Origin of the sequence: Streptomyces siamensis (assembly GCF_039543605.1) — a bacterium.
Lineage (GTDB): Bacteria > Actinomycetota > Actinomycetes > Streptomycetales > Streptomycetaceae > Streptomyces > Streptomyces siamensis.
In genome coordinates this window covers 1,169,526-1,191,363 of sequence record NZ_BAABKB010000002.1, presented here as the reverse complement: position 1 = coordinate 1,191,363, position 21,838 = coordinate 1,169,526, and the positions used below count along the sequence as shown (strand labels likewise).

Annotated in this window: 21 protein-coding genes; 10 read left to right on the top strand and 11 right to left on the bottom strand. The window is 73.0% G+C overall.

Annotated elements, in window-relative coordinates; translation table 11 throughout:
* Nucleotides 1-104: 104 nt before the first annotated feature.
* On the bottom strand, nucleotides 105-461 hold the full coding sequence (locus ABEB03_RS07995) for an iron-sulfur cluster assembly accessory protein (protein ID WP_028805207.1): 357 nt from the start codon (nucleotides 459-461) through the stop codon (nucleotides 105-107).
* A 338-nt stretch (nucleotides 462-799) separates the two neighbouring features.
* Here ABEB03_RS07995 and nadA point away from each other — a divergent pair, with 338 nt between their 5' ends.
* Complete coding sequence (gene nadA, locus ABEB03_RS07990; RefSeq protein ID WP_078629460.1) at nucleotides 800-1,984, top strand: quinolinate synthase NadA; 1,185 nt, start codon at nucleotides 800-802, stop codon at nucleotides 1,982-1,984.
* A 309-nt stretch (nucleotides 1,985-2,293) separates the two neighbouring features.
* On the opposite strand, the gene ABEB03_RS07985 is transcribed toward nadA, so the two are convergent.
* The 4 genes from ABEB03_RS07985 to ABEB03_RS07970 form a co-directional block, all read right to left on the bottom strand.
* A complete protein-coding gene (locus ABEB03_RS07985; RefSeq protein WP_345643444.1) occupies nucleotides 2,294-2,977 on the bottom strand; it encodes a response regulator transcription factor in 684 nt (227 codons plus the stop codon).
* Nucleotides 2,974-4,248, bottom strand: coding sequence for a sensor histidine kinase (locus ABEB03_RS07980; RefSeq protein WP_345643441.1), 1,275 nt, complete (start codon nucleotides 4,246-4,248; stop codon nucleotides 2,974-2,976). Before ABEB03_RS07980 ends, ABEB03_RS07985 begins: the two co-directional genes overlap by 4 nt.
* 570 nt (nucleotides 4,249-4,818) lie before the next feature.
* Nucleotides 4,819-5,097: a PspA-associated protein PspAA gene (pspAA, locus tag ABEB03_RS07975; RefSeq protein ID WP_345643437.1), complete on the bottom strand. Its 279-nt coding sequence runs from the start codon at nucleotides 5,095-5,097 to the stop codon at nucleotides 4,819-4,821.
* Nucleotides 5,098-5,118: 21 nt separating this feature from the next.
* Nucleotides 5,119-5,907 (bottom strand): PspA/IM30 family protein, encoded by a 789-nt coding sequence (locus ABEB03_RS07970; protein WP_345644170.1) that lies wholly within the window; start codon nucleotides 5,905-5,907, stop codon nucleotides 5,119-5,121.
* Between the two features lie 246 nt (nucleotides 5,908-6,153).
* Between ABEB03_RS07970 and ABEB03_RS07965 the strand changes: the two genes are divergently transcribed.
* The 3 genes from ABEB03_RS07965 (at nucleotide 6,154) to ABEB03_RS07955 (ending at nucleotide 8,726) form a co-directional block, all read left to right on the top strand.
* Entirely contained in the window at nucleotides 6,154-6,780 is a 627-nt protein-coding gene (locus tag ABEB03_RS07965) for a DUF3043 domain-containing protein (protein WP_095933806.1), read from the top strand.
* Between the two features lie 83 nt (nucleotides 6,781-6,863).
* A complete protein-coding gene (locus tag ABEB03_RS07960) occupies nucleotides 6,864-7,565 on the top strand; it encodes a class I SAM-dependent methyltransferase (protein ID WP_345643430.1) in 702 nt (233 codons plus the stop codon).
* Between the two features lie 60 nt (nucleotides 7,566-7,625).
* The gene (locus ABEB03_RS07955; protein WP_345643427.1) at nucleotides 7,626-8,726 is read left to right on the top strand and encodes a S1C family serine protease; all 1,101 of its coding nucleotides are present in this window, start codon (nucleotides 7,626-7,628) and stop codon (nucleotides 8,724-8,726) included.
* Between the two features lie 158 nt (nucleotides 8,727-8,884).
* Here ABEB03_RS07955 and ABEB03_RS07950 read toward each other — a convergent pair whose 3' ends face one another.
* Entirely contained in the window at nucleotides 8,885-9,097 is a 213-nt protein-coding gene (locus tag ABEB03_RS07950; RefSeq protein WP_028805198.1) for a hypothetical protein, read from the bottom strand.
* A 113-nt stretch (nucleotides 9,098-9,210) separates the two neighbouring features.
* Between ABEB03_RS07950 and ABEB03_RS07945 the strand changes: the two genes are divergently transcribed.
* Entirely contained in the window at nucleotides 9,211-10,410 is a 1,200-nt protein-coding gene (locus ABEB03_RS07945; RefSeq protein ID WP_345643422.1) for a bifunctional adenosylcobinamide kinase/adenosylcobinamide-phosphate guanylyltransferase, read from the top strand.
* A gap of 14 nt (nucleotides 10,411-10,424) precedes the next feature.
* On the opposite strand, the gene ABEB03_RS07940 is transcribed toward ABEB03_RS07945, so the two are convergent.
* Entirely contained in the window at nucleotides 10,425-11,492 is a 1,068-nt protein-coding gene (locus tag ABEB03_RS07940) for a class I SAM-dependent methyltransferase (protein ID WP_345643419.1), read from the bottom strand.
* Between the two features lie 196 nt (nucleotides 11,493-11,688).
* On the opposite strand from ABEB03_RS07940, the gene cobT reads away from it, so the two are divergent.
* The 3 genes from cobT to ABEB03_RS07925 all read left to right on the top strand — a co-directional run bounded on the left by cobT (nucleotide 11,689) and on the right by ABEB03_RS07925 (nucleotide 15,673).
* Nucleotides 11,689-12,801, top strand: coding sequence for a nicotinate-nucleotide--dimethylbenzimidazole phosphoribosyltransferase (gene cobT / locus ABEB03_RS07935; RefSeq protein WP_345643416.1), 1,113 nt, complete (start codon nucleotides 11,689-11,691; stop codon nucleotides 12,799-12,801).
* Between the two features lie 333 nt (nucleotides 12,802-13,134).
* On the top strand, nucleotides 13,135-14,943 hold the full coding sequence (locus ABEB03_RS07930; protein ID WP_345643413.1) for a phosphatidylglycerol lysyltransferase domain-containing protein: 1,809 nt from the start codon (nucleotides 13,135-13,137) through the stop codon (nucleotides 14,941-14,943).
* Between the two features lie 22 nt (nucleotides 14,944-14,965).
* Nucleotides 14,966-15,673 carry a hypothetical protein gene (locus ABEB03_RS07925; RefSeq protein ID WP_345643410.1) on the top strand — a complete coding sequence of 236 codons (708 nt, stop codon included), beginning with the start codon at nucleotides 14,966-14,968 and terminating at the stop codon, nucleotides 15,671-15,673.
* Here the strand turns inward: ABEB03_RS07925 and ABEB03_RS07920 are convergent.
* The gene (locus ABEB03_RS07920) at nucleotides 15,604-16,377 is read right to left on the bottom strand and encodes a hypothetical protein (RefSeq protein WP_345643407.1); all 774 of its coding nucleotides are present in this window, start codon (nucleotides 16,375-16,377) and stop codon (nucleotides 15,604-15,606) included. The genes ABEB03_RS07925 and ABEB03_RS07920 overlap by 70 nt on opposite strands.
* Nucleotides 16,378-16,531: 154 nt before the next feature.
* On the opposite strand from ABEB03_RS07920, the gene ABEB03_RS07915 reads away from it, so the two are divergent.
* Together ABEB03_RS07915 and ABEB03_RS07910 are read left to right on the top strand one after the other, a co-directional pair.
* Nucleotides 16,532-17,326 carry an adenosylcobinamide-GDP ribazoletransferase gene (locus ABEB03_RS07915; RefSeq protein ID WP_345643404.1) on the top strand — a complete coding sequence of 265 codons (795 nt, stop codon included), beginning with the start codon at nucleotides 16,532-16,534 and terminating at the stop codon, nucleotides 17,324-17,326.
* A gap of 178 nt (nucleotides 17,327-17,504) precedes the next feature.
* Nucleotides 17,505-18,101 carry an RDD family protein gene (locus ABEB03_RS07910; protein WP_345643401.1) on the top strand — a complete coding sequence of 199 codons (597 nt, stop codon included), beginning with the start codon at nucleotides 17,505-17,507 and terminating at the stop codon, nucleotides 18,099-18,101.
* Between the two features lie 25 nt (nucleotides 18,102-18,126).
* Here ABEB03_RS07910 and ABEB03_RS07905 read toward each other — a convergent pair whose 3' ends face one another.
* From ABEB03_RS07905 to pelF, 3 genes are all read right to left on the bottom strand, one after another.
* Nucleotides 18,127-18,705, bottom strand: coding sequence for a spherulation-specific family 4 protein (locus ABEB03_RS07905; protein ID WP_425589204.1), 579 nt, complete (start codon nucleotides 18,703-18,705; stop codon nucleotides 18,127-18,129).
* 89 nt (nucleotides 18,706-18,794) lie between these two features.
* Entirely contained in the window at nucleotides 18,795-20,312 is a 1,518-nt protein-coding gene (locus ABEB03_RS07900; protein WP_345643398.1) for a hypothetical protein, read from the bottom strand.
* Nucleotides 20,309-21,832: a GT4 family glycosyltransferase PelF gene (gene pelF, locus ABEB03_RS07895; protein WP_345643395.1), complete on the bottom strand. Its 1,524-nt coding sequence runs from the start codon at nucleotides 21,830-21,832 to the stop codon at nucleotides 20,309-20,311. The genes ABEB03_RS07900 and pelF overlap by 4 nt, the downstream gene beginning before the upstream one ends.
* Nucleotides 21,833-21,838: the final 6 nt, after the last annotated feature.

The window sequence follows — 21,838 nt, the reverse complement described above, 5'->3', positions numbered from 1 at the left end:
GCCGCGCACGCCGCTGCGTGTCCGGCCCTGCCCGCCGCGGCCTTCGCCGCGCGCCCGGTGGTCCCGGCCGAGGACGGCGGGCTCGTGCCGCCGCCCCGGGAGGCTCAGCTGAAGGAGTCGCCGCAGGCGCAGGAGCCCGTCGCGTTCGGGTTGTCGATCGTGAAGCCCTGCTTCTCGATGGTGTCCACGAAGTCGATGGACGCGCCGCCCAGGTACGGAGCGCTCATGCGGTCGGTGACGACCTTGACGCCGCCGAAGTCCTTCACGACGTCGCCGTCGAGGGAGCGCTCGTCGAAGAAGAGCTGGTAGCGCAGGCCGGAGCAGCCACCGGGCTGAACGGCGACACGCAGCGCCAGATCGTCGCGGCCTTCCTGGTCGAGCAGGGCCTTGACCTTGGCCGCTGCGGCGTCGGACAGGATGATGCCGTCGCTCACGGTGGTGGTCTCGTCCGATACGGACATCTGCTTCTCTCCCGGGTTGTACGGAGACTGCTTGCCGACGGTTGCAACCGGCGGGGCCGCGGATTCATTCCGGGCCGTGCGCGCGTCTTTTCTGCCTTTCCGTATTCATGCTCGCACATGCCCCTGCGCGCGGACAGCGCCCTGTGGACAACCCCACGGACACGTCCGTGTCACCTGCCGTCGCGGCGACCGGGATTCACGTCACATCGACGCTATGGACATCGTCAACGTGACGTGAAGCGGTTATGATAGATAGCGTCAATTCGACGAAAAGGCATTGTCCCGCCGGACCCGTACCTACGGGCCCGGCGAGCCGCAGAACAGAAAGGGTGCGTGTCGTGACCACCGCCCAGACCCAGGAGCTCGACGTACAGCCGACGCCCCTCGCCCTGCTGCTGCTCGGCCGTGAGGCCGACCCGAAGAGCGAGCGGGGTGTCGAGTGTCCCGGCGACCTGCCCTCGCCGTCCGACCCCGACCTGGTCGAGCGCGCCCGTGCGGCCAAGGAGAAGCTCGGCGACAAGGTCTTCGTGCTCGGCCACCACTACCAGCGCGACGAGGTCATCCAGTTCGCGGACGTCACGGGCGACTCCTTCAAGCTGGCCCGGGACGCGGCCGCCCGCCCGCAGGCGGAGTACATCGTCTTCTGCGGTGTGCACTTCATGGCCGAGTCCGCCGACATCCTCACCGGCGACGACCAGAAGGTCGTCCTGCCCGACCTCGCGGCCGGCTGCTCGATGGCCGACATGGCCACCGCCGAACAGGTCGCCGAGTGCTGGGACGTGCTCACCGAGGCCGGCGTCGCCGAGCAGGTGGTGCCCGTCTCCTACATGAACTCCTCCGCGGACATCAAGGCGTTCACCGGCAAGCACGGCGGCACCATCTGCACGTCGTCGAACGCCCGGCGCGCGCTGGACTGGGCCTTCGAGCAGGGGTCGAAGGTGCTCTTCCTGCCCGACCAGCACCTGGGCCGCAACACCGCCGTCCGCGACATGGGCATGTCCCTCGACGACTGCGTCGTCTACAACCCGCACAAGCCGAACGGCGGGCTCACGGCCGAGCAGTTGCGTGGCGCGAAGATGATCCTGTGGCGGGGCCACTGCTCGGTGCACGGCCGCTTCTCGCTGGACTCGGTGAACGACGTGCGCGAGCGCATCCCCGGCGTGAACGTCCTCGTCCACCCCGAGTGCAAGCACGAAGTGGTCGCCGCGGCCGACTACGTGGGCTCCACGGAGTACATCATCAAGACCCTGGAGGCGGCCCCGGCCGGCTCGAAGTGGGCGATCGGCACGGAGCTCAACCTCGTACGGCGACTGGCGAACCGCTTCGCGTCCGAGGACAAGGAGATCGTGTTCCTCGACAAGACGGTCTGCTTCTGCTCGACGATGAACCGCATCGACCTGCCGCACCTGGTCTGGACGCTGGAGTCGCTCGCCGAGGGCAACCTGGTCAACCGCATCGAGGTGGACCGCGAGACGGAGCAGTTCGCCAAGCTCGCGCTGGAGCGGATGCTGGCTCTCCCGTAGGTCCCACGTGCACGCGAAAGGGGCGCCCCTCCGGCGGAGGAGCGCCCCTTCGGCGTCGTACGGGTCAGACCCGGGCCGGCTCCGGCTCCGGCTCCTCGGAGGCCTGCCCGGGCGGCTCCCCGCCGGTGCCGGCCGCCCTCGACGACCGCCTCGACGGTGCCGTAGCCGGCCCTGATCGTGCTGTGGACCCGCGACCCGTCGCTCAACATGCACGACCGACAGCGGGACGGACACCGCCGTGACGAGCGTGGAACGGGCCAACGCCAGGAATGCCGTCCCTACTCCAGGCGCAGTACGCAGGGGTGGAGCTCAGTCCACCCGTGGACGGACCAGCCCGGACTCGTACGCGATGACGACCAGCTGTGCCCGGTCGCGCGCGCCGAGCTTCGCCATGGCCCGGTTGACGTGCGTCTTCACCGTCAGCGGGCTGACTTCGAGGCGTTCGGCGATCTCGTCGTTGGAGTGACCGCCCGCCACCTGGACCAGCACCTCGCGCTCGCGCCCGGTCAGCGCGGCGAGCCGTTCGCCGCGGGCGGGGTCCCGTTCGTCGTCCGCGCCGTCGCCCTGGGCGAGGAACTTCGCGATCAGTCCCTTGGTGGCCGCCGGGGACAGCAGCGCCTCGCCGCCGGCCGCGATCCGGATGGCGTTCAGGAGCTCCTCGGGCTCGGCCCCCTTGCCGAGGAAACCGGACGCGCCGGCCCGCAGCGACTGCACCACGTACTCGTCGACCTCGAAGGTCGTCAGCATGACCACCCGTACGTGCGCGAGCCCCGGGTCGGCGGTGATCAGCCGGGTGGCGGCGAGACCGTCCGTGCCCGGCATCCGGATGTCCATCAGCACCACGTCGGCGCGCTCGTCGCGGGTGAGCCGCACAGCCTCCGCGCCGTCCGACGCCTCCCCCACGACCTCCATGTCGGGCTCGGAGTCGACGAGCACACGGAAGGCGCTGCGCAGCAGTGCCTGGTCGTCGGCGAGCACGACGCGGATGGTCATACGGAGTCCCCCAGGGCAGGCGTGCGGTTCTTGACCGGAAGGATGGCATGGACCCGGAAGCCGCCTCCGTAGCGGGGACCGGCCGTGCAGCTGCCGCCGATCGCGGTGACCCGCTCGCGCATGCCGAGCAGCCCATGGCCGCCGCCCTCCGCGGTCCCGTCGTGCGGGCCGGGTCCTTCGTCCGCGGCGGGGCCGCCGTGCCCGCCGGGTTCGCCGTCGCCTCGGGGCCCGCCGTCGAGGACCGTGACCTCCACGTTCGGTCCCACCCGTACGACGCTGACCTCGGCCTTCGCGTCCGGTCCGGCGTGCTTGCGCACATTCGTCAGGGCTTCCTGGATGACGCGGTAGGCGGCGAGGTCGACGGCCGCCGGCAGGCTCAGACCCTCGTCGCTGCGGGCCACCTCGACGGGCATGCCCGCGTTGCGGAAGGTGTCGGCGAGCTCGTCGAGCCGGGCGAGGCCGGGAGCGGGCTCGGTGGGCGCCTCGGGATCCCCGGACTGTCTGAGCAGCCCCACGGTGGCGCGGAGTTCGTTGAGCGCGGACCGGCTGGCCTCCCGCACATGGGCCAGGGCCTCCTTGGCCTGGTCGGGCCGCTTGTCCATGACGTGCGCGGCGACTCCGGCCTGGACGTTGACGAGGGCGATGTGGTGGGCGACGACGTCGTGCAGGTCGCGGGCGATCCGCAGCCGCTCCTCGGCGACGCGGCGGCGCGCCTCCTCCTCGCGGGTGCGCTCGGCACGCTCGGCGCGCTCCCGGATCGCGTGCACGAAGGCGCGCCGGCTGCGCACGGCGTCCCCGGCGGCGGCGGCCATGCCGGTCCAGGCGAAGATGCCGAGGTTCTCCTGCGCGTACCAGGGCATCGGGCCGGCGAGCATCGCGACCGCCGTCAGGACGGTCATGGTGACCAGCCCGACGCGCCAGGTCGTGGGGCGGTCGGTGGTCGAGGCCACCGTGTAGAGGGCGACGACGGCGGACATCGCCACGGGGGCGCGGGGGTCGCCGGTCACCAGCTCGACGAGGGAGAAGGCCACGGTGGCGGCGAGCACGGTCATCGGGGCGCGGCGGCGGAAGACCAGGGCCGCGGCGCCGAGCACCATCAGGGTGAGTCCGAGGGCGCCCGGGGTGCGGGCGCCCCAGCTCGCGCCGTTCTCGCCGTGCGGGTCGACGAAGGAACCCGCGACCATGCTGACGAGAACGCCCGCGGCGAGGGCGGCGTCCAGGGCGAGGGGGTGCGCGCGGAGCCAGTCCCTCGTGCGCTCGATGGTGCTCACGGCTTTACCGTACGGGGGCCCCGGCGGGCTTGGAACGGGTGCTGCCGCCGCGGGCACCGGGACCCTGCCTCAGGGAGCGCCGGACGCCACCCGGCGTGCCGCCGGGGCAGGCGCGGGGCACCCGCCGACGTACCGCGGGCTGGGACGGCGGATACCTGCCGTACGCCTGCCTGCCGGAGTGCCGGCGGAGTGGGCGCCGGACCGCCGGAGCAAGAGGGCCGCGGGAGGAGCGGTGGGGGCCGTCGGACCCGCCGATGCACCGGCTCAGTGGCCCGAGGCGTGTCGGAGTGGGCGCCGACCGCTGCCGGACTGCCGGCGGAGGGGGCCGCGGATCCCGCCGACGTATCGCCGCGGTGAATGCCGCACGCTGCCGAGGTGGACGTGGACGCCCGCCGGAATGCAGACGCAGTGCGCGCCGGGCCGCCCGCGCGACGTGCTGCCGGAGCGAGTGCCGGGCCCCGGCCGGAGTGCCGTCGGCCGCGGGAGGCTCCGCCCGGCCGCCGTCGTGCGGCCCGGCGGTCTCGGACGTCGGGCGGACGGCCGGAGCACGCCCGCCGCGGTCCGTCCCGCTCAGCCGGGAATCAGACCGTCGTCGCTGAGCATCTCGCGGACCTCTTCGAGGGTCGCGTCGGGCGAGGGGAGGATCAGGTCCGACGGCTCCAGCGAGTCGTCGGGGAGCGGAGTGCCGAGGCGGTGCACCGCCTCCAGGAGGGCGAGCAGGGTGCGGCGGAAGCCGGACTCGTCGCCGCCCTCCAGTTCGGTGAGCAGCTCGTCGTCCAGCTTGTTCAGTTCGGTGAGGTGGCCGTCGTCCAGCCTCACCTGCCCCTCCCCCATGATCCGTACGATCATGTCGCCCTCCTCAGGCGTGGGTCACTGCTTGTCGAAGCGGGGTGTGTCCTGCTGCTGCGCCTGGGAGGACTGTCCGGTGCCGCCCTCGATCGCCTGCTGCGGCGAGCCGCCGGCCAGCTCCGCCTTCATGCGCTGCAGTTCCAGCTCTACATCCGTACCACCGGAGAGCCGGTCCAGCTCGGCCTGGATGTCGTCCTTGGCCATGCCGGACTGGTCGTCGAGGGCACCCGAGGCGAGGAGCTCGTCGATGGCGCCGGCGCGCGCCTGGAGCTGCGCGGTCTTGTCCTCGGCGCGCTGGATGGCAAGGCCCACGTCGCCCATCTCCTCGGAGATGCCGGAGAAGGCCTCCCCGATCCGGGTCTGCGCCTGGGCCGCCGTGTAGGTCGCCTTGATGGTCTCCTTCTTCGTACGGAAGGCGTCGACCTTGGCCTGGAGCCGCTGGGCCGCGAGGGTGAGCTTCTCCTCCTCGCCCTGGAGGGTCTGGTGCTGCGTCTCCAGATCGGTGACCTGCTGCTGGAGGGCGGCGCGGCGGGACAGGGCCTCGCGGGCCAGGTCCTCACGGCCGAGGGCGAGCGCCTTGCGGCCCTGGTCCTCCAGCTTGGAGGACTGGTTCTGGAGCTGGTTGAGCTGCAGTTCCAGGCGCTTGCGGGAGGTCGCCACGTCGGCGACGCCACGGCGCACCTTCTGCAGCAGCTCCAGCTGCTTCTGGTACGAGTAATCGAGGGTCTCGCGCGGGTCCTCGGCCCGGTCAAGGGCCTTGTTCGCCTTCGCGCGGAAGATCATCCCCATACGCTTCATGACACCGCTCATGGGCTTCGCGCGCCCCCTTCTGACGGACTCCAGCTCCAGGTACTGCAACAGAACCCACAGTACGGGCCCTGCATCCATTACCGCACTGTTCGGGGACGGATGCGCTCATCCCCAAGGACGACTGCGTACGGCACCGCTCCGGCGTAGGGAGTAGGTGGCACTCGGGGTCGGCCCGGGCACAACGTCCCCTCTGTCCCACTACAGACGTACGGTGTTGCCGGATCGTTCCCCACTCTCATGACGTCCATGCCCGCGAACCCCGTACCCTTGGGTTTTGTGTTCCGTAGCCGTGCCAAGGAAGAGAAGGCCCCCGCCGACAAGGCGCCGGTGACCGACTCCAAGCAGCCCCGTGACCCGCAGGCCCCCAAGGGTCGCCCCACGCCCAAGCGCAGTGAGGCCCAGACCCAGCGCCGCAGCGTCGCCAATACGCCGACGACGCGCAAGGAGGCGGCCAAGCGGCAGCGCGACGACCGCCGCGCCGCGATGGAGCGGCAGCGCCAGGCGCTGGCCAGCGGCGACGAGCGTTACCTGCCCGCCCGCGACAAGGGGCCGGTGCGCCGCTTCGCGCGCGATTTCGTGGACTCGCGGTTCTGCATCGCCGAGTTCTTCCTGCCGCTGGCGGTGGTCATCCTCGTCCTCAGCATGGTGCGGGTCGGCTCGCTCCAGAACATCGCGCTGCTGCTCTGGCTGGTCGTGATCGTGCTGATCGTGCTCGACTCGATCGGCATCGCGTTCCGTCTGAAGAAGCAGCTCAACACCCGCTTCCCGGACCAGCCCAAGAAGGGCGCGGTTCCCTACGCTCTGATGCGCACCCTCCAGATGCGTCGACTCCGGCTGCCGAAGCCGCAGGTCAAGCGCGGAGAGCGGCCCTGAGCACGACGTCTTTCTCCGGGGGCGCGGCGGACGCCTGGCTGAACAAGCTGGGCGCCCTGCGTGATGTCGTACGACAGGAGCTGGTGGCCCGGCAGCTCGACGAGCAGATAGCCGGACGCTTCCCGGTGGGGCAGCGGCTGCGGATCCTCGACGTCGGGATGGGCCAGGGCACGCAGGCGCTGCGGCTGGCCCGTGCCGGGCATCAGGTGACCGGGCTCGAACAGGACGCGACGATGCTGGCCGTGGCCCGTGAGGCGCTGGCCGCCGAGCCCGAGGGCATCCGCGGCCGGGTCCGCCTCATCGAGGGCGACGGCCGGGAGACGGGCGTCCACTTCCTGCCGGGCAGCTTCGACGTGGTGCTGTGCCACGGCGTCCTGATGTACGTCGAGGAGCCGGACGCGCTGCTGGCGGGTCTGGCCCGGATGCTGGCGCCCGGCGGGCTGCTCTCGCTGCTCGTCCGCAACGCCGACGCGCTGGCGATGCGTCCCGGGCTGTCCGGGGACTGGGGGACGACGCTGACCGCGTTCGACACCACCGCCTACACCAACCGGCTCGGGCTCGACGTCCGCGCCGACCGGCTCGCCACGCTGACGGCGACGCTCGCCGGGATCGGTGCGCCGCTGCACGCCTGGTACGGGGTGCGGGTCTTCACGGACACGGCGGCGGACGAGGCGGCCGTTCCACCGGACGTGGAGACGCTGCTGGCCTGCGAGGAGCGGGCCGGGCGGACCGATCCCTACCGTCGGGTGGCGGCGCTGCTGCACCTGTGCGGAGTGCGTGGCTGACCGACCCGTTCGGGTGCGCTTCACGGGTCGGCCCGCAACCCGAAAAGGGACACTTCGGGCATGGCCGATTTCCGTGGCGCCGCCCGCACATCCGTCCGAGCCCGTACCCCCCGCATCGTCGCGCCCCTGACCGCTCTCCTCCTGTCGGCCGCGCCGCTCTCCGGCTGCACCGGCGACTCCGCCTCCGGCACGAAGGACGGCATCACCACGCAGGCGCAGGCTCAGGCGCCGCGCGTGACCGACGACCTCCAGGACGACTACCTGAAGGTGATCAGGAACGTCCTGCCGTCGGTGGTGCAGATCCAGGCGTCCAAGGACCTGGGGTCGGGCGTCGTGTACGACGACAAGGGGCACATCGTCACCAACGCGCACGTGATCGGGAACGAGAAGACGTTCAAGGTCACCGTCGCCAATGACAAGGACGAGTTGACCGCGACGCTCGTCTACTCCTACCCGGAACAGGACCTGGCGGTCGTCGAGCTGGACAAGGTGCCCGCGGGGCTGAAGCCCGCGACGTTCGGGGACTCGACGAAGGTCGAGGTCGGCCAGATCGTGCTGGCGATGGGGTCACCGCTCGGCCTGTCGTCCAGCGTGACCCAGGGAATCGTGTCCGCGATCGGACGCACCGTCAGCGAGGGCGACGGCGACGGCGGGCCGGGGGCGACGATCGCGAACATGGTGCAGACGTCGGCGGCGATCAACCCCGGCAACAGCGGCGGGGCGCTGGTGAACCTGGACGGCGAGGTCATCGGCATCCCCACGCTCGCGGCCGTCTCCCAGGACCTCGGCGGGGGCGCGGCGCCCGGCATCGGCTTCGCGATCCCCGCCTCCACGGTGAAGACGATCGCGGACCAGATCGTCAGGTCCGGCAGGGTCACCGAGTCGGGCCGGGCCGCGCTCGGCGTCACGGGCCGCACGGTCGTCAACGACAACTACCAGCCCGTGGGCGTCGCCGTGGCCGGCGTGACGAGCGGGGGCGCGGCCGACAGGGCGGGCATCCGGGCCGGTGACGTCATCACCGGTGTCGGCGACGAGGAGATCACCACGATCACCTCGCTCGCCGAGGCGCTCGCCGGCCTGAAGCCGGGCGACCGGACGAAGGTGACCTTCGTGCGGGGCAGCCACGAGGAGACGGTCGAGGTGACGCTGGGCGAGCAGTAGGCCTCGGGCGCGTGCGGTCGGCCCGTGCGGGCCCGGCGGCTGTGAGGGGGCGAGAGCCTTCGAGCGCCCCGGGCGCGGGGCGGGAGCCTTGGGGCGGACGGGACTGCCGCGCCGACCGGGAGGGTTGCCGGGGTGCTGCCCCGGCAACCCCGACCGGCCTACTCCGGATCGGCGTGCAGACTCATCGGTCCGTAGATCTGCGTGCTGTCCTCGAAGAGGAACACCTGGTCGGCGCCACCCTCCACGAGGTCCTTCCACACCTCACCGATCCAGGACTCGGCGTCCCCCTGCGTGGTGAACTCCTCGGGCTGCACCGCGGGTTGGACCTCTGTCCCGTCGGACTTCTCGAACCGCCACGTCCATGCCGCCATGTACGCCTCCAAGATGTGAGCACACTGCACAGCGGAAGCCGGACAAGATCCGGCTCCAGCCCGAAGCCTAGCCGGACGCGCAGGACCTGCGGGGACACGGAAAAATCAATGTCGTGGAACTGACTCTGCTCGGCACCGGCGCCCCCGAGGGACTGCCCCGCCCCGACTGTCCCTGCGCGTCCTGCGCGACCGCGCTCGGCGAGAACGCGCGGGCGGCGACCGCGCTGCTCGTGGACGGCACCCTCCTTCTCGACCTCACACCCGGCGCCGCGTTCGCGGCCGCCCGCGCCGGGCGCTCACTGGGCGGCGTACGGCAGGTGCTGCTCTCGCACCCGCACGACGGACCCCCCGTCGAGGTGCCGGCCGGACTGCCGCAGCCCGGCCGGGTGCCCGACGGGCGGGAGTTGGCGCTGCTGACCGGGCACCGGGTGCGGGCGGTGGCGATGGACGCGCCCGGCACGGGGTACGCGGTGACCGGGCCGGACGGACAGCGGCTGCTGTACCTGCCGCCGGGCGCGGCACCCGCCGGGCTGGACGCACAGACCGACGTGTACGACATGGTGCTCGCCGATGTCGTCGGACGCCCCGACGCCCTGGCGAAGCTGCGTGCGGCCGGTGCGGTCGGCCCGACCACGGACGTGATCGCCGTGCATCTCGACCACGACGTGCCGCCGGGGCCCGAGCTGCGGCGCCGGCTCGCGGCGGCCGGCGCCCGGGCGGTACCGGACGGCACCACCCTCGACGTGGGCGTCTACGAGGACGTACCGGACGTGCCGCGCCGCACTCTGGTCCTCGGCGGCGCGCGTTCCGGCAAGTCCGTCGAGGCCGAGCGGCGTTTGGAGTCCTTCCCCGACGTCCTGTACGTCGCGACGGGCGGCACCCGCGACGGGGACGTCGAGTGGGCGTCCCGGGTCAGCGTCCACCGCGACCGACGCCCCGCCTCCTGGCGCACCACCGAGACCTGCGATCTCGTCCCCCTGCTCGCCGAGGACGGCCCGCCGCTGCTCGTCGACTGTCTGTCGCTGTGGCTGACGGACGCGATGGACTCCGTGAACGCCTGGGACGACGCGGACTGGGCCGACGACGGCGAACGTGAGCTGCGCGCCCGCGTCGAGGAACTCGTCGACGCGGTCCGCCACACCCGGCGCACCCTGGTCGCGGTCTCCAACGAGGTCGGCTCCGGCATCGTCCCGGCCACCGCGTCCGGCCGCCGCTACCGCGACGAACTCGGCCGTCTGAACGCGGCGTTCGCCGGTGAGTGCGAGCACGTGCTGCTGGTCGTGGCGGGGCAGTCCCTGACGCTGCGCGGCTGACCGCGGGCCGCGGCTCAGTCCGGTCTGCGGGCGATGACGCGGTAGGCGTTGGAGAAGCGGGTTCGGCGCAGGACAGGGGCCAGGGCGTGGTCCACGGCGGACGACACGGCGAGCACCGGGACAGCCGTCCTGGTCAGCACCCGGTGCAGCCGGTGCCGGAGCGGGCTCGGCGGAGCGGGACGCCACAGGGCGTCCGGGTCGGGCAGGGCGCGGCCGAGGGCCAGCGCGAGGGCGCCGGAGAGGTCGTGGGGGGCGTGGGGTTCACGGGAGTCCGTGGCGACGATCTCGCAGTCCAGCGTCTCCAGTTCGTCGATCACGTTGGGCAGGGGCATCAGGTGGAGGTGGCGCGGCTGGCCGTGCGCCACCCACCACTTGCCGAGCAGCGTGCCGAACGCGCTCTCGGGGTCCGGCACTTCGACGAGCAGGTGGCCGCCGGGCCGCAGGACCGTCATGGCGGCCCGCAGTTCCGCGCGCGGGTCGGCGGTGTGCTCCAGGTGGTGGACCATGCTCACGACGTCGTAGCGGGCGCGCAGCCGCTCGGCGACGCGGCGGTCGGTGAGCCGGCCGCGGTGCGCCTCCTCCACCCGGCCGGCCACCCGCGCCTTCTCCACGCGCCGTGAGGGGTCGAGCCCGTCGAAGGCCGTGTACGGGTGGATCTCCTTGGCCGCGGCCGGGAAGTGACCGTGCCCGGTGCCGACGTCGAGCCAGCTCTCCGGTTCGGCGTGCGGCAGCAGTGCGCGGGCTGCGAGCCGATGGCGGCCCCGTCGGCCCCGTAGGGCGAGCTGCCGCAGCAGGAGAGGCTCCTGGGCGTCGTCCTCGAAGTCCCGCTGGTAGAAGGCCAGTCCCTCCGCCGTGAGCCGGGGGTTCTGGAAGGCGTGGGCGCAGTCCCCGCACTCGTCGACGACGAACGTGCCGGGCTTGCGCTGCACGAGGTCCGGCGTCCGCAGCCGGGTGCGCAGCCGCCGGGAACCGCACCACGGGCAGTCCTGGCGGCGTGGTTCGTGGAAGCGGTCGGTGCCCCGGGCGAGTTCGGCCGCGTAGACGGCGCGGCGCTCGGCGATCGACTGCGGCGTGCGGGGCATGGGCGCTCCTGGGGCGGCGGGACGACGGGGGCGGCGGGACAGCGGGGGCGAGGGGGCGGGAGGTGGCGGCGCACCGGGTCGGACCGGGCATTCGAGGTGTACGACAATCCGATACAAAAGGTACGTAGCGTGTGGCACTCCGTGGCGCAACGACGTGGCGCAGCCGTGTTCGACCGGTGCCGGTACTGTTCGGCGAATGAGCTCGCTTAATCTCGACGACTTCACCGATCTGATCGAGCGCCCCGACGGCGGAGTGCGGCGTGACGCCGAGGCGCGCCGGGAACGCCAGATCGTGCCGCCCGGAGCACTGGGCCGCCTCGACGACCTGGGTGAGTGGCTGGCGGCGGCACAGTCCGCGGTACCGGTGCGGCCGATCGAGCAGCCGCGCGTGGTGCTGTTCGCGGGCGACCACGGAATCGCCGCGCTGCACGTGTCGGCGCGGCCCGCGGGCACCGCCGACCGGCTGGTGCGGGCCGTCCTGGAGGGCGCCACCCCGGCGGCCGTGCTGGCCCGGCGGCTCGGCGTGCCGCTGCGCGTCGTCGACATGTCGCTGGACTGCGACCCGGACGGACTGCCCGACGAGGTCGTACGGCACCGGGTGCGGCGGGGCTCCGGGCGGATCGACGTCGAGGACGCGATCACCCTGGAGGAGGCGGAGACGGCGTTCCGCGCGGGCGTCGCCGTCGCCGACGAGGAGGCGGACTCCGGTACCGACCTGGTGGTCCTCGGTGACATCAGCGTCGGCGGGACCACGGCAGCGGCCGTGCTCGTCGCCGCGCTGTGCGGGACCGACGCGTCCGTCGTGACCGGGCGGGGCGGTCAGGCCATCGACGACCTCGCGTGGATGCGCAAGTGCGCGGCCGTGCGGGACTCCCTGCGGCGGGCCCGGCCCGTGCTCGGAGACCAGTTGCAGCTCCTCGCGACGGTCGGGGGCGCCGATCTCGCGGCGATGACCGGGTTCCTGCTGCAGAGCGCGGTGCGCAAGATGCCCGTGATCCTCGACGGGGTCGTGTCGGCCGCGTGCGCCCTCGTCGCGCAGCGGGTCGCCTTCCGGGCGCCGGACTGGTGGCTGGCCGGGCAGAACAGCGGCGAGCCGGCCCAGGCGAAGGCGCTGGACCGGATGGCTCTCGAACCGCTCCTCGACCACGGGGTGATCGTGGGTGAGGGCGCGGGCGCGCTGCTGGCCCTTCCTCTGGTGCAGGCGGCGGCTGCGCTGTCGGCGGAGCTGCCGGAGGCGCCGGAGCCGGAGCCGGAGCTTCCGGCCTCGGAGGCGCCGGGCGCCGAGTCGGAGGCGGAGCTTCCCGAGTAGACGGTTCCGGCGGGGCGGGTTGCCTGGGTTCCGGCGGGGCGGGTCTCGCGCCGTTGCAGGTCAGGCCTTCTTTCGCCCCGCCGCCCCTGCCCGCCCCTTGTCCGGGGGCTGCCGCCCCCGCACCCCCGCATCGGCCTGGACGGCCTCGTCCTCAAGCGCCGGACGGGCTGACATCAGCCCCTCCGGCGGTTGAGGAGCGGAGCCCGGGTATGGGACGGGCTCGGGCTCCGCGGGCGGGAAAAGTTGTGGGATTCACTCCCACTGGGAGTGGGGGGAACCACCCGACACCTCACTCCCTCGCACGCACGACCTCAGCCCATATCATCACCCTTCATGGGAGATGCCCGAATTGCCGCCGTGCAGGAGCGGGCGTCGGCCCGCCAGGCCGACGGGGACCGGCGGTCCGCGCCCGCCTCGCGGCGGGCCGCCGCCTTCGCCGTCTGGTATCTGCGCGCCGTCACGTTCATCAACTTCCTGAGCGCCGCGTGGGTGTCGCTCGGACAGGACGTACGGCGCCACAACACCGAGAACTTCTTCACGCCGTACCTGCTGACGGCGGGTTTCGCGTCCGGTGTGTTCACGATGTTCCTGGCCATCACGATGCGCCGGCGCAAGCGGGCCGCGTGGATCCTCAACCTCGTGCTCGGCGGCCTATTCCTGCTGCTGTTCGCCGTCGCGATGGCGTTCCCGGAGATCCGCCGGTACGCGCAGAACTGGGTCTCGCTCACCCTGACCGCGGCCTTCGTGGGCTCGCTCGTCGTCGGCCGCCGGGAGTTCTACGCCAAGGGCGACCGGTCGAACCCCAAGCTGGCCGCGGCCGTCGCGGTGGGCGGGCTGCTGGCGGCGTCGCTGCTGGCCACGCTGCTGGTCACGGTCACCAACCAGGCGCACGACGCGTACCGTTCGACGTTCCTGGACCGCTGGCGCTACGGCACGCTGCGCCTGGTGTCGGTCGCCGCCGACGACTCCCACTACCCCGGCATCGCGATCCCCAACTGGGTCAACGTCACCATCAACGTGCTCAGCACGCTGCTGCTCCTCGCCGTTCTCTACGCGGCCTTCCGCTCGCGCCGCGCGGTCGACCCGATCACCGAGGACGACGAGAAGCGGCTGCGCGCGCTGCTCGACCGGAACGGCGACCGGGACTCCCTGGGCTACTTCGCGCTGCGCCGGGAGAAGAGCGTGGTGTGGTCGCCGACCGGCAAGGCGGCGGTGGCGTACCGCGTGGTGGGCGGCGTCTCGCTGGCCTCGGGGGATCCGCTCGGCGATCCCGAGGCGTGGCCCGGTGCCATCGAGCCCTGGCTCGCCGAGGCCCGCGCGCACGGTTGGATCCCGGCGGTGATGGGGGCGAGCGAGGAGGCCGGCACGATCTACTCGCGGCACGGCCTCGACGCGCTGGAGCTCGGCGACGAAGCCATCGTGGAGACCGCCGAGTTCACCCTGGAAGGCCGCGCCATGCGGACCGTGCGGCAGGCCTACAACCGGGTGAAGCGGGCCGGCTACCAGGTCCGCATCCGGCGCCACGAGGACGTTCCCGCCGACGAGATGGCCCACCTCCTGCGGCGCGCCGACGACTGGCGGGACGGGGCGACCGAGCGCGGTTTCAGCATGGCGCTCGGCCGGCTCGGCGACCCGGACGACGGACGCTGCGTGATGCTCGAATGCAGGGACGCCGAGGGCGAGTTGCGGGCGGTGCTGTCCTTCGTGCCGTGGGGCCCGTACGGACTCTCGCTCGATCTGATGCGACGCGACCGCGAGTCCGAGAACGGGCTGATGGAGTTCATGGTGATCGAACTCCTGCGACGTGCCCGGGAGATCGGGATCACTCAGGTCTCGCTCAACTTCGCCATGTTCCGGTCCGTCTTCGAGCGCGGCGCACGGCTGGGCGCGGGACCGGTGCTGCGGCTGTGGCGCTCGCTGCTCAGCTTCTTCTCCCGCTGGTGGCAGATCGAGTCGCTGTACCGCGCCAACGCGAAGTACCGGCCCATCTGGGAGCCGAGGTTCCTGCTCTTCGAGAAGAGCGCGGACCTGCTGCGCATCGGTGTCGCGTCCGCGCGTGCCGAGGGGTTCCTGGAGGCGCCGGGGCTGCCGAAGTGGCTCCACCGCCAACACCTGGAGTCGCACCGGCGGGGGGCGATGTGAGCGATGGCGCGGGGGCTGCCGGATGAGCCGGCCCGCCCGCTGGGCCCGTGCGGAATGGGGGGCGCTGTACGACACCGTGCGCCGGGCCCTCGCGGCGAGGCAGTGGCGGGCGGCTCCGCTGACGATGGCGGCGGTCTGCCTGACGGCGGCCTTCCAGTTCGCCCAGAACCGGTCCTGGGGCTACCGGTTCGTGCAGAACGTCGGTGCCGTGCGGGCCGAGGACCCGCTGTGGCTCGCCCTGCTGCGCACCCCGCTGTCCCTCTTCGTCCCGGCGCTGGACCTGCCGGTGTGGGGTGCGCTCGTACAGATCCTGCTGGTGTTCGGGGTCGCCGAGATCTGTCTGGGCCGGTGGCGCACGCCGGCCGTCGCGTACCTCGCCACACTGGCCGGGACGCTCTACGCGCGGGTGGCCATCGCGCTGGGTCCGCAGAGTGCGCTGGGGCTGCCCGGTGCGGACGCCCGGGTCGTCGACGCCGGGCCGTCGGCGGCGGTGGTGGGCCTGGCCGTGTTCCTCGGCTGGCGCTACCGGGCGTACGCGACGGCGACGGTGGTGAGCGGGGCGATGGTGGTCGAGGTACTGCTCAAGGAGAACCTGGCCGGAAGGGAACACCTCGCGGCCATCGTCGCGGTGCTGGTCGTGTGCGGGGTCTGCGAGGTGCGTCAGTGGCGGCCGGGCAGGGAACGGGCGGGTTCGGCGTCGGGATCGGGTTTGCCGCCGATCCAGTCCTGAAGCCTGCGGCTCGGACCGAGCCAGCGGCGGTCGTGGTGGTAGGCGCGCAGGCTCGATCTGGCACGGGCGTGCGGCCGTCTGCGGTAGAAGCGCTTGGCCCACGGTGAACCGGGGCGGGCCAGCCGGACCGCCCCGACCAGGGCGACGAACGGGACGACCACGCCGAAGATCGCGGTGCGGGCCTTGCCCTTGCTGAGGGCGAGCAGGGCGAAGAGGAAGTTCACGGCGACGGTGGCGATGACGCTGCCGCGGTCCTGGAGTTCCTGGTCGGTGAGGTCGTTGACGCCGAACGGCGAGAACCCGCTGAGCACGAGGCCGACAAGGGCGGCCGTGACCACCACGACCTCGACGCTCTTGCGGCCCTCCTCGGTCCAGTAGACGTCGTGGAGGTGCAGGATCAGTGCGAACTCGTCGAGCACCAGGCCCGCGCCGATCCCGAACACCACGGCGCAGGCGCAGGCGCCGAACCCGTACCGGCTGCTGGCCACCGCGCCGAAGCCGCCGATCACCGTCAGCACGACGCCCGGCACCACGTGGTGGATGTGCAGGTTCCCGGACTGGACGTTGCGGAAGGGACCCTTGCCGGCGCGGATGAGCCGGACGATGACACGGGTGATCACGAAGGTCAGGACGAACGAGGTCAGCGCCAGCAGCAGGGGCAGCTTCCCCGGCTCGACGAAGTTCCGGTACAACCAATGACCCATATGCGCACTTTACTGGCGTATGGCGGCACTTGTGCGCGACGACCGCCTCGGCCGGCGTGCTTTTCCGGCCGGGATCCCGGGCCTGCCCCGGGGACCGTGCGCGAGGTCCGCGGCCGCCTCCTTCGCCGGCGGAGCGCCCGGGTACTCTGCGCCGGTGTCCACGACCGCGCCCAAGTCCTCGCTCTCCGACGGCCTCCGCTTCGCCTTCGGCACGCTCACCGTGCTCCCCGTGACGGTGACCCGCTGGGACCGTGCCGCCGCCCGGGGCGGAATGCTGTGCGCGCCCCTGGCCGGTCTGGTGGTCGGGGCGGCTGCCGCCCTGCTCGGCGTGGCGCTGCTCGCCATGGGCGCGGGGCCGCTGCTCGCCGCCGTGGCGAGTGCCGCCGTACCGGCCGCGCTGACCCGCGGCCTGCACCTCGACGGCCTCGCCGACACCGCGGACGGGCTCGGCAGCGGCAAACCCGCCGAGGACGCGCTGCGGATCATGAAGCAGTCGGACATCGGCCCCTTCGGCGTGATCACCCTGCTGTTCGTGCTGCTCGCCCAGGTGGCCGCGCTCTTCCAGGCCTACGACGCCTCGTGGGCCCGGGGCGTCCTCGCGGCGGTCGTCTCCGCGGTTTCGGCCCGGCTCGCGCTCACGCTGGCCGCCCGCACGGGCGTGCCGCCGGCCCGTCCCGAGGGTCTGGGAGCGGCGGTCGCGGGCACCGTGCCGGTGCGCGGCGCCCTGCTCGTGACGGCGGCGGTCGTCGCCGCGGCGGCGGGCGCGGGCACGCTGCTGGGGACGTACGACCCGGTGCGCGCCGCGGTGGCGGTGGCCGCCGCCTGCGCGACGGCCGAACTGCTGCTGCGGCACTGCACGCGCCGCTTCGGCGGCATCACCGGTGACGTGTTCGGCGGCCTCGCCGAGACGGCGGCGACGACCGCGCTCGTCGTCGTGTCGCTGGGCTGACACCGCACCCCGGCCGGTCCCTCCCGCACTGCTCGGATCGCCGTTCCGTCACCACTGTCACCACGGTGGAACGAACCCCGGAGAACGGCTCTTGCGTCCCGTCGCCCCCACTAGTCTGAGCCGCCGAACAGACACGGATCGTGATCGGGGGACGTCTGTGCCGAAGACTCGGCGTTTCATGGCCTGGTTCATCGACTTCGCGCTGGTGCTCGCGGCGGCGTCCGCGCTGGCCGTGCTCACCTTCCACCGGATCTCGGCACTCGTGACGGACGTGCCGGACCTGGCGACGCGGGGCGGCTGGGACATCCTCACCTCGCGCGGCGACGTCCTCGACGCCTCCGAGGGCTTCGGGCTGTCCCTGTGGCGCAAGGTGGTCCGGGACGTGGAACAGGCCTTCGGACTGCTGGTGATCGCCACCTTCCTCTATCAGTGGGCGGCGCTCGCCCTGACCGGACGGACGCTCGGCAAGGCGCTGCTCGGACTCAAGGTGGCGCCGAGCCGGGCGCGCCGGGCGGCGCTGCGGGCCGCCGTGACGACGACGGCCGACGTCGCCGTGTACGCGCTGGCCTGTGTCCTGCTGGTCGAGGGCGAGTTCATGCTCTCGGTGCTGGTGTGGGCCGTCGCCGTCGTCGTCTTCCTCCTCAACGCGCTGCCCGTGCTGGCGCCGGCCGGCCGGTCCCTGGCCGACCGCGTGGCCGGGACGGCGGTCACGGGTCTGGGGCTCGGCACGCCCGCCGCCGTCCCCGCGCCGCCGCCCGCCCCCACCTACTACTGAGCGGCAGGGCCGGAAGGGGCCCCGGTCATCCGTCGGCGGACGACGGGGCGGGCTCCAGGCCGTACGGCAGGGTGCCCCACGGGTGGGCACCGGTCCCGGGGACCGCGCAGTGCAGTGCGGCGCCCCTGTCCCGGGCGCACGCCGCCACGTCGGTGCCCGCGGGCGCCCCGTGGACGAGGTGGCACACCCGCGCGCCGGTTCCCGTCCACGGCGGCAACGGGCCACCGCGATAGGTGTCCCACCCGCCCTCGAAGGTGACGAGCACGTCGGCGATGCCGCCGTACGCGGGGTGCGGAGCCGTGCCGTGATGGAGGACGAGGGTGCCGCAGCCCAGCTCCCGGGCGTCCGTGGCGAGCCGCCGGTAGTGGCCGAACTCGGCGTCGGACGCGGCGGCCCGGTCGAGGAACGCGCCGTCGGCCCGGTACCGGGCGCGGTGCCGGGACAGTTCGTGCACGACCTCGGCGCGCGGTCTGCGGCCGTAGGCCGTGTCGACGTACCCGAGCACCCGGACGCCGGCCCCGCGCAGTCGCCCGGCGATCTCGGCGAAGGCCCCGTCGGGGTGCTCGCCGGGGCCGCCGGCCGGGTTCAGAACGACGCCGTGCAGGCGGGGTGCGGCGGCGAGAAGCGCCTCCCACGCGGCGGGGCGGACGCGGGGGTGCTCGTACTACGGCACCAGCAGGGTGCCCTGGGTGTTCATCGGTGTGCGGTCGCCCTTCCCAGCAGTCTGCAGACGAGCCCGGCCTGTGCCGCGGCCGCCGCGCCGTACACGGCCGCCGCCACCCAGTGCGGGTCGCCCGGGTGCGTGACGAGCCCGGCCGTCTGGGCGAGCGCCGCCGCGCAGCAGACCGACGCCGCACCGACGACGGCGCCGAACGACTGGAGCAGCAGCCCCGTCCAGAGGACCACCCCCAGCAGGAGCAGTGCGACCAGGCGTACCCCGCCGAGGCCCGGACCGTGCGGCCACACGGAGGAGACGGCGAGGGCGAGGCCGAGCAGCACGGCCAGGTAGCCCGCGAGGCACACGGCGACCGTGCGTGCCGTGCTGCGCCGGAACGCCCTCGGGGTGCTGCTGGAGCGCAGTCCCGCGAGGCTCCCGCTGCGGAAGCGGTGCAGCAGCCATTCGGCGGGCCCCATGCTGAGGGTGAGCGCCACGGCGGCGGGTGCCGCCACCGCGCTGCGCCCGCCCGCCAGGACGTCCGCGAGCGCCGCGTACAGCACGAGGACCCCGCTGCCCAGGCCGAACAGGGCGTACGGCACGGAGCCGGCGAGCCCGGGTGCCGCGGTGCGCGTTCGGCGCGGCGCCGCGCCGAACGCGCCGGAGGGCAGCAGCGCGACGAGGCCCGCCATCCATGTGCCGCCGCCCGACTCCTTGACGGCGGGCGCGACTTCGCGCAGCGCCAGGGCCACCACTGCGGCCAGGGAGCCCAGCAGCAGAAGGGTTCCGACAGGCCCCGGCACCGGGTGCGCCAGGTCCAGGAGCGCGCCCGCCGTCATCGGCAGCAGGGCGATCAGCAGGGCGCGTTCGCGGCCCGTCACCAGCAGGACGGTGGCCGCGCCCAGATAGCAGGACTGCCCGGTGGCGAAGACCGCCGCGGCCGGATGGGCGGTACCCGCCACCGCCACGGCGACCAGGGCGCCGAGCAGCGCACCCGCCGGCGCGCCGAGGAGGAGACTGCGGCGGGCGGCGGACCGGTCGCCGAGGCCCAGCCAGGAGTACGCCCGGTGGGCCAGTCCCTGGTTCCACGTCCAGCCGCACAGTGCGCCGGCGAGCAGCGGGACAGTCCCGGCGGGGAGCCCGAACGCGTCCTTCGGGCCGGCCAGAAGAGGCGCCCCGAGGACGTACGCGAGTGCCGGGAGGGCGAACACCACGCCCCGCAGCAGACAGCCGAGCAGGCCGACAGCCCACGGGTCGCGGACGGGAGCGGCCGGCTCCGGGTAGTGGCGGTCGACCCGAGCGTACAACTGCTCGGCGAGGGCGAAGGAGTTCTCCACGCCGTAGTGCTCACGGATCCGGCCGTCCGACATGCCGTCGGACTCGAGCAGTGCGGCCACCTCGTCCGGGTGCACGGCGGACGCGATGAACTCCTCCAGCCGTTCGGCGAGTTCCTCGACCGGGTCGGGCCCCGCCCAGCTCGGCGAGCGGCGCTGCCGGGGCACCTGGGACAGGGTCTCCTCGTGGGTGCCGGGCGGCACCCGCAGCGATTCGCTCACCAGCCGGTCCCGTCCGTGGCGACGGCCTGGTACCAGGGGTCGCGCAGTTCGACGGTCCAGTCGACGACGGTCTCGACGGCGGGCTCGTACACCTCGGGCTGCCCGGCGAGCTCCTGGTAGATCGTCCGGAAGGCGTCCACGGAGCGGCGCAGCGTGAACCGGTCGATCACCCGGCTGCGGGACAACTCGCCCAGCTCCCGGCGCCGTTCGTCGTCGCACAGCAGGGTGAGGGCCGCCGCGGCCATCTTCTCGGGTTCGCGCGGCGGGACCACGAGACCGGTGTCGCCGACCGCCTCGCGCACTCCGCCGACGTCCGTGGACACCGTCGTACGGCCGCAGGACATCGCCTCGATGATCGAGAAGGGGAAGCCCTCGGAGATGGAGGAGAGCATCACGACGTGACCCGCCGCGTACGCGCGCCACACCTCGCTGATGCGGCCCTCGAAGGTCAGCCCGTCCGTCACGCCGAGCTCGGCCGCCAGCTTCTCCAGGCGGGTGCGGTAGGCCTCCCCGCCGGGCGGCACCGGGCCGAACAGTCTGAGCCGGGTCTCGGGGAGCTCGGCGCGCACCATGGCGTACGCCCGCAGCAGGGTCTCCAGGTCCTTGATGGGGTCGACCCGGCCGCACCAGGTGAGGGTGGGGACGTCGGGTTCGGGTCCGGCGTGCGGGAAGGCGTGCGGGTCGACGCCGTTGTAGACCGTGCGGATCCGGTCGGAGTCGGCGCCGCCGCGCTCCTCCCAGCGCCGGTTGTACTGGTTGCACGGGGTGATCAGGTCGGCGGCCCGGTAGCCCAGCGAGTTCAGCTCGCGGTAGAAGGCGAGCATGAACGCCTTGACGGGCCAGCGCTGTTCGTCGCCGCGGTGGCCGAGGTAGCGCTCGCGCAGATAGATGCCGTGCTCGGTGAGCAGGAACGGAACCCCGTCGAGGTGGTGCGCGGCCAGCGCGGGCAGGGTGGCGAGACCGCTGCTGACGGCGTGTGCCACACAGTCCTCGGGAATGCGGACGCCGAGCGGGCGCAGCGCGTGTTCCAGCAGGTCCGTCGCGGTCAGCGCGTCGTGGACGGTGGGCCGGGCCTCGGCCGTCGGCAGGTGCGGCAGTGTCCAGATCCACATGAGCGAGCGCAGCGCGTCCTCGGTGCGCAGGGCCGCCGACAGGCCTCCCGCGCGGGCGAGTTCGGCCAGTTCGTACAGTGCCGCGCCGAAGTCCTCGGACGTGTCCGGGTCGAGGAAGGCGAGCAGGAGACGCTCGTAGGCCTCGGTGAAACGGCGCCGGGACCGGCCGCGTGGCGCCCGCGCCCGCCCCGGCCGCGGGCCCCAGGTCGGGACGGAGGTGTGCCGGTAGATGTTGGGCGGCAGCTCCCAGGTCACGGGTTCGCGGCCGCTGCCGGTGAGCGAGACGATGTGGAAGTCGACCTCGGGCATGCCCTTGACGAGTTGGTCGCACCACGTGCTGACACCGCCGTGGACATGTGGATAGGTGCCTTCGGTGAGCATGGTGACATGACGGCCGTTGCGCATCATGCGTGT

What these genes read in the sequence shown, in the direction of transcription:
- ABEB03_RS07920 (WP_345643407.1), bottom strand. Translation starts at nt 16,377, where the DNA reads ATGGGTCATTGGTTGTACCGGAACTTCGTCGAGCCGGGGAAGCTGCCC.
- ABEB03_RS07950 (WP_028805198.1), bottom strand. Translation starts at nt 9,097, where the DNA reads ATGGCGGCATGGACGTGGCGGTTCGAGAAGTCCGACGGGACAGAGGTC.
- ABEB03_RS07930 (WP_345643413.1), top strand. Translation starts at nt 13,135, where the DNA reads ATGGGAGATGCCCGAATTGCCGCCGTGCAGGAGCGGGCGTCGGCCCGC.
- pelF (WP_345643395.1), bottom strand. Translation starts at nt 21,832, where the DNA reads ATGATGCGCAACGGCCGTCATGTCACCATGCTCACCGAAGGCACCTAT.
- ABEB03_RS07995 (WP_028805207.1), bottom strand. Translation starts at nt 461, where the DNA reads ATGTCCGTATCGGACGAGACCACCACCGTGAGCGACGGCATCATCCTG.
- ABEB03_RS07925 (WP_345643410.1), top strand. Translation starts at nt 14,966, where the DNA reads ATGAGCCGGCCCGCCCGCTGGGCCCGTGCGGAATGGGGGGCGCTGTAC.
- ABEB03_RS07910 (WP_345643401.1), top strand. Translation starts at nt 17,505, where the DNA reads ATGGCCTGGTTCATCGACTTCGCGCTGGTGCTCGCGGCGGCGTCCGCG.
- cobT (WP_345643416.1), top strand. Translation starts at nt 11,689, where the DNA reads ATGAGCTCGCTTAATCTCGACGACTTCACCGATCTGATCGAGCGCCCC.
- ABEB03_RS07970 (WP_345644170.1), bottom strand. Translation starts at nt 5,907, where the DNA reads ATGAGCGGTGTCATGAAGCGTATGGGGATGATCTTCCGCGCGAAGGCG.
- pspAA (WP_345643437.1), bottom strand. Translation starts at nt 5,097, where the DNA reads ATGATCGTACGGATCATGGGGGAGGGGCAGGTGAGGCTGGACGACGGC.
- ABEB03_RS07985 (WP_345643444.1), bottom strand. Translation starts at nt 2,977, where the DNA reads ATGACCATCCGCGTCGTGCTCGCCGACGACCAGGCACTGCTGCGCAGC.
- ABEB03_RS07955 (WP_345643427.1), top strand. Translation starts at nt 7,626, where the DNA reads ATGGCCGATTTCCGTGGCGCCGCCCGCACATCCGTCCGAGCCCGTACC.
- ABEB03_RS07965 (WP_095933806.1), top strand. Translation starts at nt 6,154, where the DNA reads ATGCCCGCGAACCCCGTACCCTTGGGTTTTGTGTTCCGTAGCCGTGCC.
- ABEB03_RS07940 (WP_345643419.1), bottom strand. Translation starts at nt 11,492, where the DNA reads ATGCCCCGCACGCCGCAGTCGATCGCCGAGCGCCGCGCCGTCTACGCG.